Below are 12,621 nucleotides of genomic sequence, written 5' to 3' on the forward strand. Positions count from 1 at the left end.
CAGGCGCCTCTACTTCGACGCCTACCTCCTCTTCGAAAACGCAGACTGCGTCGCCGAGCCCAGAAGAGCAGGCTGTCGCTACCTATAAGTCCATGTGGGAAGTTGCCGTCGAGGCTTCCCGCGAAGCAAATGCGGACCCTCCGCGCCTGGAGAGGTATGCCGCCGGAGATGCGGCTGAGCTGATGCGTCAAGGGCTTGAGGGGATCGACACCCCACTGGAGGGAGAACCTCGGCACGACATAGAGGTTCTCTCTGCTGAGGAGGACGTCGTCGAAATCCGCGATTGCCAGGATGGCTCTCGGTGGGTGGCAGAGGGCGAGCCGCCTTCCGGCGAAAAGAACATCCGGATCGACGCGACTATCACGCGCGATGCCTTGTCATGGCAGGTCACGGACATGCGCAACTGGGGTCCGGATACATGCTGAGGGCAGGTGTCATGATCATGGCCACCGCGGTTCTTCTTTGGGTTTCAGCGCAAGCGGCATTCGCCGATGACAACGGGTTCTACAGCTCATGGACGTGCGGCGAGAACGGCGGTCCCGGTTGTGACGTGAGCGCACGATCGACGGAGACGGACCCGGGCGGTTCCGGTCCCCCTCCACAGTCCGACGACTCCTCGACCGGCGGTTCGGAAACCTCCGGTGGCGGCGGCAGTGGACCTGCTGAGGGCAGCTCCGACTGCGAGACGGACCGGGTTCGGGTGCCGACGAACAGCGGTGTTCCGGAGACCCAGCTGGAGCAGGACGGCACCGCCTGTGCGGACCTCGCGGCCGACCAAGTGCCCGGCTCGGGCGAGGCGGCGGTGGATCCGGTGGTCGTGGCCTATGAGGCGCGGGCGTCGATGGAACTGCCGGCTCCGCAAATGGGCGGCTCCCCCGCGCTGGAGGCCGAGCAGCTGGTGGGGGTGCCCACCTGGCTGTGGGTCGATCACCGGGATTGGGAGCCGGTCAGCGCCGAAGCGTCGGTGCCGGGCGGGTCGGTGGAGGTCACCGCCGCGCCCACGACAACCGTGTGGGAGCTGGGCGGGGACACCCGGGTGGAGTGCGCGGGGCCGGGTACCGCCTACGACCCCGCCGTCCACACCCCCGAGGCGGCGTCGCCCGACTGCGGCCACACCTTCACCCGCTCCTCGGCCGATGCGCCCGGCGGGGCGTTTCCGGTCGGGGTGGAGGTGACCTGGAACGTGGCGTGGTCCAGCAGCGAGGGCGAGGGCGGTGAGCTGGAGCCGCTGACCACGCGCGCGCAGGAGCGGGTGGAGGTCACCGAGTCCCACGGGGTGGTGACGCGGTGACGGAGTGAGGCCCGGGCCGCAGCGGTCCGGTTCAGCAGGGACACGACACTCCTCGGCGCGGTGAGGGCGAGCGGTGACGACGACGGCGGAGAAACCCGAGACAACCGATCAGAAAAACCGGAAAAGCGGCGCGTCGGTGCGGTTGGGGCCGGTGCGGCGGCGCCGCTGGCGCTGGATCAGCGCGGGGGTGCTGCTGGTGGCGCTGGGTGCCGGCGCCAACGTGGCGATCGGCCTGAGCCAGCAGGAGCAGGTGGCGGTGCTGGCGGCCGACCGTGACCTCTCGGCCGGGCATGTGCTGGCCGAGGAGGACGTGCGGGTGGTGCGTCTGGACGGGGCCGCCGCGGGCTTGGGGCTGGTCGAGGCCCGCTCGCATCAGGCTTTCGGCAAGCGCCTGGCCGTGCCGCTGACCGACGGCACCCCCCTGAACCGGAGCGCGTTGGGGGCGAAGGAGCAGTACCCGCCCCAGGACCAGGCGATCGTGTCGGCGGCCGTGGGCCCCGGGGTGCTGCCGGGTTCGGCCGAAGAGGGCAGCCCGGTGGCGGCGATCATCACCCCCGCCTCGGGTGCACCCGGCGACCAGGCGCCGCAGGAGACCGACGACGGCGCCGCCCAGGAGGCGCCGGGGGCGCAAGGGCGCTCGGTCCCGGCGCGCATCCACCGGGTGCAGCAGGCCGATGCGGCCTCGAGTGCGACCACCGTGGTCGAGCTGGTGGTCCAGGCGCCCGATGCCCAGGCGGTGGCGCGCGCGGCCGGTGAGGAACGGCTGCGCTTGGCGCTGGTGTCGCGAACCGAGGGAGGGCTGTGATGCTCATCGGTGTCTGCTCGCTGGGCGGATCGCCCGGGGTGAGCACGCTCGCGCTGGCCATGGCCGCCGCCTGGCCCGAGGACCAGGACCGGCCGCTGCTGGTCGAGGCCGATGCCTCCGGCGGCGATGTGGCGGCCTGGCGCGGCCGCGGCAGCGAGGTGGGGCTGCTGTCACTGGCGGCTCAAGCCCGCAACCCCCGCGCGGACGGCGACGCCGTGGTGTGGGAGCACACCCAGCCGCTGCAAGGCGGCGTGCCCGCGGTGCTGGCGCCCGCGGCGCCGCATCGGGCCGAGCCGTGCCTGTGGCAGCTGACCCAGGCGGTGGAGGTGCTGCGCGCACCGGGCACGGCCCTGCTACTGGATCTGGGCCGGATGGCGCCGCGCTCCTACGGGGCGTGGCTGGCCGGGCGCACTGACGCGCTGGTGGTGCTCGCCTCCGCCGAGGTCGCCCAGATCCGGCGGGTGTGCGACTGCGCCGAGGTGTTGGCCGCACTGCCCGAGCGCGGCACCCGCGTGGGCCTGGCCCTGGCCGGGGCCGGCATGGGCGGGGCCGAGGTCGCCGAGCAGACCGGCCTGCAGGTGTGGGGCCGTATCCCGCGCGATGCGGTCGCGGCCGACTACATCGCCGGGCAGCGGGAGGCCCGGCCCGCCCGGATGGGGCGGCGCCCGCTCCTGCGCGGCGCCGCCGCACTGGGCGAGCGCGCCCGCGGCGAGCACCGCACGCGCCAGCAGCGGATGCGCGAACTCATCGCCGCCGGCCAGGACCGCGCTTCGGGAGGCGACACGTGAGCACACCACCCCACACGCCCGCGTCCTCGTCCGGCCAGTGGGAGCCGGTGGTGCGCGAACTGGCGGCCGAGGCCACCCGCCGGTTGCAGGAGGCCGCCCGCGCCGACGTGGCCGCCGAACGGCCCATGGCCGCCGGGGACGCCTCCCACCGGCGCGCCCAGGACATCGTCGCCGCCCTGTTGGACGAGCGCGCCCGCCGGCAGCTGGCCGGGGGCCAGCCGGTCATGCCCGCCGAGGCGGAGGAGCAGGTGCGCCGCCAGGTGTTGGCCCGGGTGTCGGGGCTGGGCCCGCTGGAGGCGCTGCTGGCCGACGAGTCCGTGGAGAACATCACCTGCATCGGCGCCGACCGGGTGTGGGTGCGCCGCACCGGCGGGGTGCGCGAGCAGCACCCGCCGCTGGCCGACTCCGACGAGCAGCTGGTCGACCTCATCCGCCGCTTGGCCACCGAAGCCGAGTCCGGCGAGCGCCGGTGGGACGCCGCGGCGCCCATGCTCAACGTCGAACTGCCCGGCGGCGCCCGGCTGAACGCCGTCCTGGCGCTGTCGCGGCGCCCGTCGGTGACCATCCGCCGCCACCCCGTGGCCCATCTGGGCCTTGTGCGGCTGCGGCGGGCCGGCATGGTCGAGGACACGGCCCACGACCTGCTGGCCGCAGCCGTGCGGGCGCGGCGCAACCTGGTGATCTCCGGGGCCACCAACGCGGGGAAAACCACCCTGCTGCGCGCTTTGGCCGATCACATCCCGCCCGAGGAGCGGCTGGTCACCATCGAGGACACCCTCGAACTCAACCTCGACCGCCTCGACGAGGGCCAGACCCATCCCGAGTGCGTGGCGCTGCAGGGGCGCCCGCCCAACATCGAGGGCCACGGCGAGGTGAGCCTGGCCGATCTGGTGCGCCAAGCGCTGCGGATGAGCCCGGACCGGGTCATCGTGGGCGAGACCCGCGGGCCGGAGACCGTGGCTGTGCTGAACGCGATGAGCATGGGCACCGACGGGTCCATGACCACCCTGCACGCCAGCAGCAGCGCCGGGGTGTTCGCCAAGGTCGCCGCCTACACCGCCCAGTCCACCGAGCGCCTCAGCCTGGAGGCCTCGGGCCTGCTGGTGGCCGCCGCCGGCCCGCTGATCGTCCACATCAGCAACGGCGAGGCCGGGCGGATGGTCACCAGTGTGCGCGAGGTCGTGGGCGCCGAAGGCGGCCAGGTCAGCTCCAACGAGATCTACGCCCGCGACCCGGCCACCGGAGAGGTGTCCGGGGCCGACCCGCCGAGTCCGGACACCGCGCAGGCGCTGCAGCGCGCCGGGTTCGATCCGGCCCGGCTGGTGGCGCCGGCCCCGGAGTGGGGGTGGGCCCGGTGAGCACCGAACTCCTGCTGCGCGCCGCGGCCGGCGCCGCGATCGCCGCGGGCCTGCTCGCCGTCGCCGCCGCGGCCGGCGACCTGGGCACCCGAGCGCGCACGCGCATCGGACCGGCTCTGCGCACACCCGTCACACGCCGACTCGCCCTGGCCGCCGCGGTAGGGCTCGCTTCGGCGGCGGCCACGGGGTGGCCGGTGGCCGGGGCCCTGGCCGCGGCCGGGATGTGGTGGCTGCCGCCGGTGCTGGGCCCGGACCGCACCACCGCGGCGGCCGTGGCGCGCATCGAAGCGGTGGCGTCCTGGGCCGAGATGCTGCGCGACATGATCGCCGGCGCCTCCGGGCTCTCCCACGCCATCGCCACCAGCGCCCCCATCGCCCCCGAGGCGATCCGTCCCGCGGTGCATCGGCTGCAGGAAGACCTGCAGTCCCGCGACACCACACCGGAAGAGGCGTTGGAGGCCTTCGCCGCCGCGGCGGCGGTGCCCACCGGCGACCTGGTCGCCATCGCCCTGTCCCACGCCCACTCCGGCCAGACCGGCGACGTGGGCGCGGTGCTGGGCCGGTTGGCCGAGGCCGCCCGCGAACGCGCCGCGTCCCTGCAGCGGGTGGCCGCCGCCCGGGCGCGGCTGCGCACGTCGGTGCGCATCATCATCGCCACCAGCATCGCCCTGGCCCTGGGCCTGGTGCTGCTCGATCCCGACTTCCTCACCCCCTACGCCACCCCCACCGGGCAGCTGGTGCTGGCCGTGGCCGGTGCGATCTGGGCCGGGGCGCTGGTGTGGCTGCAGCGCATGGCCCGCCCCGACCTGGGCCGGCGCCTGCTCACGCCCCGCCCCGCCGCCGCACCGGCCGGGGAGGCGGCCTGATGCTGGGGTTGCTGATGGCCGGGGCCGTGATCGGGACGGGCGCCCTCGTGCTCGCGTGGGGGCTGCGCAGGCCGAGCCTGGCCGAACGCCTCCACACCACCTCCGCCTCGGCCCCGGGCGCGACCGGTCCGTCCCGCCCGGCCGGGGCGTCGGAGCCGGCGCTGGTGCGGTGGGGGCGTCACGGCGCCCCGCTGCTGGCCGCCCTGGGGCTGCCCACCCGGCGCATCCGCCGCGACCTGGCCGCCACCGAGCGCGAGATCCAGCAGTATCTGGCGGAGAAGGCGGTGGCCGCCGTGGCCGCGGTGGCCGCCCCGCTGATCCTGGGCACCGCCCTCACCGCCCTGGGCACCGGCCTGCCCCCGGTCGCCGTGGTCCTGGGCGGGCTGTGCTGCGGACTGGCGTGCTGGATGGCCCCGGATGCGGCCGTGCGCGCCAACGCCGCCACCCGGCGCGCCGAGCTGGCTGCGGCCACCAGCGTGCTCGCCGACCTGGTCGTCATCGCCCTGGCCGGGGGCGCCGGCGTCACCGGCGCCCTGTCACGCGCCGCCGCGGCCAGCCCCACCCGCGCGTTCGTGCGCATCCGCCTGGCGCTGCACAGCGCCGCCCTGGGCCGGGTCCCCGCCTGGCGGGCGCTGGGCGAGCTGGCCGAGACCACCGGCGTCCAGGAGCTGGGCGAGATCGCCGCCTCGCTGCGCATCGCCGGCACCGACGGGGCCCGGGTGCGCGCCTCCCTGGCCGCCAAAGCCGCCGCCCTGCGCGCCCGCGAATCCGCCGCGGCCGAAGCGCGCGCCCAGGCCGCCACCGAGCGGATGAGCCTGCCGGTGATGCTGCTGATCGCCGGGTTCCTGCTACTGATCGGCTACCCCGCCCTGGCGGCGGTGGCCGGTGGATTCACCCCCACCTGAGAACGGAGGCCGTCCATGCACCCCCCTGCGCCTTCTTCGCGCCCGCGCGGCCCGCCTGCGGCGCCGCGGCGACCGGGGCGACTTCTCGGCCCAGTACATCCTGCTGGCCGCGCTGGCGATCAGCGTGGCCGTGGCCATCAGCGCGATCCTGACCGAACTGTTCATCTCCGCCGCCGAATCGCTCGACCTGGGACTCAACCAATGAAACACCCGCGTCTGCGCCTGCGCGGGCGAGGGGACCGGGGCGCGGCCGAGGCCGCACTCAGCCTGGCCGCCACCTTCGTGCTGGTGCTGGCCGTGGTGCAGGTCGGGCTGTGGGCCCACGCCCAGCACCGGGCGCAAGCCGTCGCCGAGCAGAGCCTGGCCGCGCTGCGCGGCGCCGACGCCACGACGGCGACGGCGCGGGTGCGGGCCGAGCAGGCCCGCACCGACCTGGGCGGGCATCTGCTGCGCGACGTCGACATCGACCTGCAGCGCGGCCCCGCCCGCGCGCGCGTTCAGGTCAGGGCCGAGGTGACCGCTCTGCTGCCCGGCTGGGCCCCGAGCGTGGCCGCCGAACTGTCCGGCCCGGTCGAGACTGCGGGGAGCCCGCCATGACCCCGATCCCGGCCACACGAAGGATCGCGAACCGTCGGCAGGGGCGAGGCGGCGACCGCGGGGCCGCGGCCGTCGAGCTGCTGATCCTGGCCCCGGTCCTGCTGCTGGCCGCCCTGCTGCTGGTGGTGGCCGGGCGCCAGGTCACCGCGCAGCTGGCCGCCGACCCCGTCGCCCACGCCGCCGCCCGCGCCGCCTCCCTGCACAACGACCTGCCCGCCGCCCGGGCGGCGGCCGAACAGGCCGCGCGACGCAGCCTGGAGGGCTCCGGCCTGGCCTGCGGCGAGCACCGGCTGCACCTGGAACTGGAGGGGTTGCGGCCCGGCGGCACCGTCACCGCCCGCCTGGTCTGCACCACCCGCATGGACGGGCTCGGCGCCTTCGCCGGCCAGACCCGCACGATCACCGCCCGGGCCCGCGTGCCCATCGACACCTACCGGGAAGCGCCATGAGCCGTCGTCCCAACAGCGGGAGCCGGGATGAGGGGCAGGCCTCCGTGTTCGTCGTCGCCATCACGGCCGCCGTGCTGGCCTGTATCGCGCTGGTGTGGGACGCCGGCGGCATGCTCGCCACCCGCGGCCAGGCCGGCACTATCGCCGCCGAAGCCGCCCGCGCCGGCGCCCAGCAGCTGGATCTGGCCGCCTTCCGCGCCACCGGAGAGCGCGAACTCGCCCCCGCCGAAGCCGCCCGCACCGCCCGTTCCTATCTCGCCCGATCCGGGGCGACCGGCACCGTGGCCGTGGAGGAGGCGCGCATCACCGTGACCGCCCGGCTGGACTACGAATCCCGCCTGCTGCCGATCGGAGCCCGCACCGCCCAGGCGCGGGCGACCGCGGCCGCCCGGGCCCCGGATTGAGGTAGGCGACCAAGGCGAGGTAAACCACCACCCGCCGCCGGCCCGGAAGTCGGCCCCAGGGTTGCTTGGAGGTTCGCGTGCGCACCCGGATCCGCGTCGCCGCCGCACTGGCGGTGACCCTGGCGCTGCTGGCCGTTCCGCCGATGGTCCTGCTCCGGTTGGGACGGCCCGCGACCGGCGACTACACCGCCGCCTACCTCTGGCTGGCGCTGCGCAGCGCCAGCCCGCCGCCCGACCTGCTCGCCGCCGCACTGACCGTGGTGGCCTGGGCCGCCTGGGGCGTCTTCGCGGTGCTCACCCTGGCCGACGTGGTGGCGCTGGCGTGCGGGCGCCACCCGCGGATGACCCCGCTGCGGCTGCTGGCCCTCACCTCGATCTCCACGGTGCTGGCCAGCCCGTCCTCGGCCGGCGCCCAAACACCGCCGCCGACGGTCGAACAGCAGGAGGAGACCCGGCAGCAGCCCGCAGCCCACGAGACGAGCGACCAGCGAACCGAGGAGCGCACCCGCACCCGCGTGTTCTCCGGATTCGCTCTGGACTCGGCCCGGGTGCAGGAGCCGATGCGCCAGAACCTGACCCCGCTGCTCGACCTGGTCTCCGCCTACACCGCCCCCGACAGCCGCATCGTGGTCACCGGCCACACCGACGCCTCCGGCCCCGGCGACTACAACCGGCAGCTCAGCCGCCAGCGCGCCGAGGCCGTGGCCGACCTGCTGGGCGAGCACACCCCCGAGGGGGTCGAGGTGGCCGTGCGCGCCCAGGGAGAAAACGCCCCCCGCACCGAGGACGGCGCCCCGGCCCCGCCCCAGGCCCAGCGCCGCGTCGAGATCACCTACACCCTCGCCCCACCCGCCCAACCGGACCCGACCGAGCCCGACGCCGCCGACCAGTCGGCCCAGCCCTCGGCCGAGCCCACCCCGAACGGCGCGGACCGGGATCCGGCCCAACCGCCCCCGGCCGCGGTGCTCGGCGGGGTGGCCGCCGCCTCCGCCGCCCTCGGCGCCGGCGCGGGCCGCTGGAGCCGCCGCCCCACCCCCGCACCGGCCCGACACACCGCCGACGCCGGGCCGCCCGCCCACGACGCCGACCCCGCCCCGACATCCGCGCAGACCCCCGCCACAACCGCGCACAACGGCCACCCCACGGAACAGCCCGGGGAACCGGCCGGGGAGAGCGCGGGCATCCTGGATGACCGGCAACGGCTGCGCCTGGCCACCACCGCCACCGCCGACCCGGTGCGCCTGCCCACCCGCGGCGGCCTGAGCCTGCACGGCGCCCGCGCCCACGGACTCGCCACCGCCGCCGCCCTCGCCTGCCTGCACGAGGGCCATCGCCTGGCCCTGACCCGCGCGCTCGCCCGCACCCTCGGACTCGACGACGACCACCCCGGTTTGCACCGGGCCGCCGACCTCCCCGCCCTGTTCCTGCACGCCGACGCCCACCTGCTCGGCCGCGCCCGCCGCGCCGAAACCGCCGCCCCCGACGGCGACGAGCCGCCGCTGGTCGTCCTGGCCGAGGCACCCGAGAGGCCCGACGAAACCGCCCGCCTGCAGACCCTGGCCGCCGATCCCGCCCTCGTCGTGATCGCGCTGGGCCACGCCGAATCGGAGCGGGCGGTGGTCTGCGAGCGCGACGACGTCCTCCACGTCACCGTCGGCGCCGACACCTACCGCCTCGACGACCTGCACGTCGCCACCCGCACCCCCGAAGAGGCCGCCGCACTCCTCGCCGCCCGCGCCCCGGCACCACCCGCCGCGGACGAACCCTCCACCGGTCCCACGCCCTCCGACAGCCCCGAGACCACCGGCGGCGCCGCCTCGCCCCGGGCCGCCGCCGAGCCGTCTCCGGAGCCGGCCACCGGCGGCAACGAGGAGAGCCCCACCCCAGCGCCCCGCACCGACGCGAGCCCTGCACCCGCACCGCCGCCGGCCGAGGAGCCGCCACCGCGCGTGCCGGACACGGACGCAGCCGTGCCCGCCCCGCCCTCTGCTGAGGCCCCCGCACCGCCGCGGGTGCGGCTGCGCGTGTTCGCCCCGCACCCGGTCGTCGTAGGCCCCGGCGGAGACGAGATCGCCACCGGACTGCGCACCACCGCCCGCCTCCTGCTGGGCCTGCTGGCGCTGCGCCGCGACGACGGCGCCGGCACCGACGAGATCGCCGACATCCTCGACGTCGACCCCGCCGCAGCCAAATCCCACCGCACCGCCGCCGTCAGCAACGCCCGCAGCATCATCCGCGCCGCCCTCAACCGCCCCGACGCCCACGCCGTCATCCACCGCGCCGGCCGCTACCACCTCGACGCCGACACCCTCACCTGCGACCTGTGGGACCTCGACGACGCCCTGGCCGCCGCCCGCACCGCCCACGAACAGGAACGCCCCGGCCACCTGCGCACCGCCCTGGAGGCCTACACCGGGCCCCTGCTGTCGGAACTGGACCACCCGCTCGTGGAAACCGAGCGCCACCACCGCCGCCGGGCCGCCTCCAGCGCCTGCGTCGAGGCCGCCCACCTGGCCCCCGACACCCCCACCGCCCTCGAATGGCTGGAGCGCGCCCGTGTCCTGGACGAGCACAACGAAGCGATCTATCAGGAACTGATGCGCGCCCACGCCGGCAACGACCGCCCCGACGAGGTCGCACGCATCTACGACCTGCTCGCCGAAACGACGGGCCGCATCGGCGAAGCCCCCAGCGACGCCACGAGCCGCCTGCTGCAGGAACTGGCCTCCGTCGATCCCGCCGCACGGAAGAAACCGGTGAAGACCCGCCCTCGGCGCGGATCCCGCCGCTGAACAGCGCCCGATCAACGCCTGATCGGGACACCTGGCGCCGACGTCCGGACCAGTGTTCGTGCGGCGATGTCGTGCAGCGGCCGGTTCTCGCTGTCGGGCAGGGCGAGTAGGGATTCGAGTAGGACGAAGAGCTGGCCCAGGACCGGGACCGATTGCGGGAGCCCGAACACGGCCGCGCGGGCCAGAGCCTGGCGCCATCGGGGACGGCCGTCATCGGCGGCGTCGACGACCCGCACACCTACCACGGCCATGCCCACCGTGTGGCCCCACGTTCGGAGCAGCAGGGCGTCGTAGAGGAAGATCAGCAGTCCCCAGCCGAAGATCGTCAGCGCCGCCATGACATTGATCAGGGCGTCCGCGGCACGCGTCGGGAGGCCGACGGCTTCGCCCAGTACGATCGCGAAGATCATCAGTACCCATCCGGCTCCCCCCACGATGACGAGGTCGATCACGCGAGCGAGTACGCGGCGCCTCATGCGGGGATACGGCTCGGGGCTGGTCGTCTCATTCTGGACCGGCGCGGCCCAATGCGCGGTAGCCGACGGTGCGGTCGCGGCGGTCGGTGCGGGTTGCGGCGCGGCCTGCTGTGGCACGGTGGGGGTGTCGGCCTCCGTGGCGGGGACGATTTCAGCTGTTACGGGGACGTGGACGTCGCCGGTGGGGCCGGACAGGATGATCGCGGACTCGATCGGGCCCACCCGGCCGGTGGCGAGCTCGACCTCCACACCGCCATCGGTGCTCGGCGCCTGCTGCACGCGTAGGTCGGGAGTACGCGGGCGGGCGGTGCAGTGGCGCGCCAAGGGCGGACCGATCAGGTGGAGCAGCCGGTGCGGGGCGGGTGCGCCCTGGGGAACGCGGCCGAAGTCCAGGACGGTCGGTGTCGGCGTGAGCGTAGCGGCCTCCAGCACCCGGTGGGCCTGGCTGGTGGCGGGGCCCGGGGGTTGGCGGGTCAGCCACAGCAGGGCCTCGTGGGCGGTGGCGGCCGCGGAGATGTCGGCTCCGGTCATCGCATCGTCCAGCTGGTCCACACCCCGGCCCTGGGTGGTCGGATCCGGGCTGATCAGGGCTTGGTGCAGCCCGTCGGGCAGCTGGTTGAGGGCGCGGTGGTGCCGGTTGCTGCGTGCGAGGTAGACGTCGCCTTGGACATGCACGCTGCAGCTGGGCGTTTGGTGGGGATTCTCGCTGCGCACGCGGTCGTAGAGGTAGTCGTAGAGCTCGTCGAGGGAGATGCGCCCGTCCTCGTCGAGGTCCGCCGCGCCGGTGGAGAGCCCCGTGACCAGGGCGCTGGTGAACACCGAGGGAGTATGCGGGGCGTCCTCGGTGAGGCGCTCGCCTTCGAAGGCGTATTCGATGGCGTTGGAGGCGGTCACCACCGCCCACCCGCGCCCGCTGCCCATTTCGTGGCCGGAGAAGGTGTCGAGTACGTGGGCGTCGCCGGCGCTGCGCAGCCCCATGCCTTCCAAGAACGCGCCACCGAAGCAGCAGTCGAGCAGCAGCACGGTGTTGCGGGCCCGGCAGGCGCCCATGCACTTGCGCACGAAATGGGCCGAAACGGCCGTCGAACGCAGGAGCCGCGGGATGGTGTCGCACGCCGCGAAGAACAGCTCCCCGGAGACGTTCTTCAATCCGTGGCAGGAGAAGTGCAGCAGCAGAGCGTCGTCGCGCCGGCCCGCGGCGAAGAACTCCTCCACCCGGCCGGCCACCACGGGCGAGGGTTCGTTGTGCACGACGGTGACGTCGAATCCGCCGACGTCGGGATCGCCCAGGACTTCGGCCAGCGCGACGGTGTCCTGGGCCGGGGAACGTAGCTGGGTGAGGCCGGGATCCGCATAGGTGTCCTGGGCGATGACCAGCGCCCGGCGCGCGCCGCTCACCGGTGCTGCCCAACCGTCCCGTGGCGGTGCAGGAACAGCTGCAGACTCTGCTCGGCCTGCTCGGCCGAGGCCTCGGAGATCTCGATGGCGTCGCCGTCGATTTCGAGCCGAACGGCCGGGCGGGGCTCGGCACGCTCGCACCAGGCCCGGAGGCTGCCCACGATCCGGCTGAGCATCTCGACCGAGGCGTCGGCGACGACGGCCAGGCCGCCCAGGTCGATGCCCCAGTCAGAGCGGGCGCCGGCCGGAGGCGGTCCCGTCCGGAGAGGGCGCACCTCCTCGACGTCCAACTGCAGCAGTTCGCTGTGCAACGCCGCGACCAGCTCGGCCAGGTCCTCTGCGTGCGTGTCGTCACTGGAGACGTGGATCCGCATGGTGGTGTCCATCGAGCAGCCCCCCACTGCCCGGTGCCGCCCCCCGGATGCGGGAGCCGACCCGGTGTCAGATCACCCGGGTTCCAGTCTGCGCCGCCGATTCTGCCCGGGGCAACCT

The 12,621-nt window shown here is 75.0% G+C and carries 14 protein-coding genes; 12 read left to right on the forward strand and 2 right to left on the reverse strand.

Going from position 1 to position 12,621, the window contains the following annotated elements; all coding sequences use genetic code 11:
• The first annotated feature begins 92 nt into the window (after positions 1 to 92).
• The 12 genes from HNR25_RS19030 (at position 93) to HNR25_RS19085 (ending at position 10,255) form a co-directional block, all read left to right on the forward strand.
• Positions 93 to 425, forward strand: coding sequence for a hypothetical protein (locus tag HNR25_RS19030; protein WP_184637304.1), 333 nt, complete (start codon positions 93 to 95; stop codon positions 423 to 425).
• A gap of 275 nt (positions 426 to 700) precedes the next feature.
• Positions 701 to 1,291, forward strand: a complete 591-nt coding sequence (locus HNR25_RS19035; RefSeq protein WP_246463763.1) for a hypothetical protein — start codon at positions 701 to 703, stop codon at positions 1,289 to 1,291.
• A gap of 136 nt (positions 1,292 to 1,427) precedes the next feature.
• On the forward strand, positions 1,428 to 2,096 hold the full coding sequence (locus tag HNR25_RS19040; protein WP_184637306.1) for an SAF domain-containing protein: 669 nt from the start codon (positions 1,428 to 1,430) through the stop codon (positions 2,094 to 2,096).
• Positions 2,096 to 2,884: a CpaE/TadZ family protein gene (locus tag HNR25_RS19045; RefSeq protein WP_184637308.1), complete on the forward strand. Its 789-nt coding sequence runs from the start codon at positions 2,096 to 2,098 to the stop codon at positions 2,882 to 2,884. The genes HNR25_RS19040 and HNR25_RS19045 overlap by 1 nt, the downstream gene beginning before the upstream one ends.
• Positions 2,881 to 4,242, forward strand: coding sequence for a TadA family conjugal transfer-associated ATPase (locus HNR25_RS19050; RefSeq protein ID WP_312862629.1), 1,362 nt, complete (start codon positions 2,881 to 2,883; stop codon positions 4,240 to 4,242). Before HNR25_RS19045 ends, HNR25_RS19050 begins: the two co-directional genes overlap by 4 nt.
• A complete protein-coding gene (locus tag HNR25_RS19055; RefSeq protein ID WP_312862630.1) occupies positions 4,239 to 5,108 on the forward strand; it encodes a type II secretion system F family protein in 870 nt (289 codons plus the stop codon). The genes HNR25_RS19050 and HNR25_RS19055 overlap by 4 nt, the downstream gene beginning before the upstream one ends.
• The gene (locus HNR25_RS19060) at positions 5,108 to 6,013 is read left to right on the forward strand and encodes a type II secretion system F family protein (protein ID WP_184637312.1); all 906 of its coding nucleotides are present in this window, start codon (positions 5,108 to 5,110) and stop codon (positions 6,011 to 6,013) included. Before HNR25_RS19055 ends, HNR25_RS19060 begins: the two co-directional genes overlap by 1 nt.
• Positions 5,994 to 6,218, forward strand: coding sequence for a hypothetical protein (locus HNR25_RS19065; protein WP_184637314.1), 225 nt, complete (start codon positions 5,994 to 5,996; stop codon positions 6,216 to 6,218). The genes HNR25_RS19060 and HNR25_RS19065 overlap by 20 nt, the downstream gene beginning before the upstream one ends.
• Positions 6,215 to 6,610 carry a TadE/TadG family type IV pilus assembly protein gene (locus HNR25_RS19070; RefSeq protein ID WP_246463766.1) on the forward strand — a complete coding sequence of 132 codons (396 nt, stop codon included), beginning with the start codon at positions 6,215 to 6,217 and terminating at the stop codon, positions 6,608 to 6,610. The genes HNR25_RS19065 and HNR25_RS19070 overlap by 4 nt, the downstream gene beginning before the upstream one ends.
• The gene (locus HNR25_RS19075; RefSeq protein ID WP_184637316.1) at positions 6,607 to 7,059 is read left to right on the forward strand and encodes a TadE/TadG family type IV pilus assembly protein; all 453 of its coding nucleotides are present in this window, start codon (positions 6,607 to 6,609) and stop codon (positions 7,057 to 7,059) included. The genes HNR25_RS19070 and HNR25_RS19075 overlap by 4 nt, the downstream gene beginning before the upstream one ends.
• Positions 7,056 to 7,463 carry a pilus assembly protein TadG-related protein gene (locus HNR25_RS26640; RefSeq protein WP_184637318.1) on the forward strand — a complete coding sequence of 136 codons (408 nt, stop codon included), beginning with the start codon at positions 7,056 to 7,058 and terminating at the stop codon, positions 7,461 to 7,463. The genes HNR25_RS19075 and HNR25_RS26640 overlap by 4 nt, the downstream gene beginning before the upstream one ends.
• 77 nt (positions 7,464 to 7,540) lie before the next feature.
• On the forward strand, positions 7,541 to 10,255 hold the full coding sequence (locus HNR25_RS19085) for an OmpA family protein (RefSeq protein ID WP_184637320.1): 2,715 nt from the start codon (positions 7,541 to 7,543) through the stop codon (positions 10,253 to 10,255).
• Between the two features lie 11 nt (positions 10,256 to 10,266).
• Here HNR25_RS19085 and HNR25_RS19090 read toward each other — a convergent pair whose 3' ends face one another.
• Positions 10,267 to 12,129 carry a caspase, EACC1-associated type gene (locus tag HNR25_RS19090; protein WP_184637322.1) on the reverse strand — a complete coding sequence of 621 codons (1,863 nt, stop codon included), beginning with the start codon at positions 12,127 to 12,129 and terminating at the stop codon, positions 10,267 to 10,269.
• The gene (locus HNR25_RS19095; RefSeq protein WP_184637324.1) at positions 12,126 to 12,515 is read right to left on the reverse strand and encodes a hypothetical protein; all 390 of its coding nucleotides are present in this window, start codon (positions 12,513 to 12,515) and stop codon (positions 12,126 to 12,128) included. The genes HNR25_RS19090 and HNR25_RS19095 overlap by 4 nt, the downstream gene beginning before the upstream one ends.
• Positions 12,516 to 12,621: the final 106 nt, after the last annotated feature.

The organism is Streptomonospora salina (assembly GCF_014204715.1).
Classification (GTDB): domain Bacteria; phylum Actinomycetota; class Actinomycetes; order Streptosporangiales; family Streptosporangiaceae; genus Streptomonospora; species Streptomonospora salina.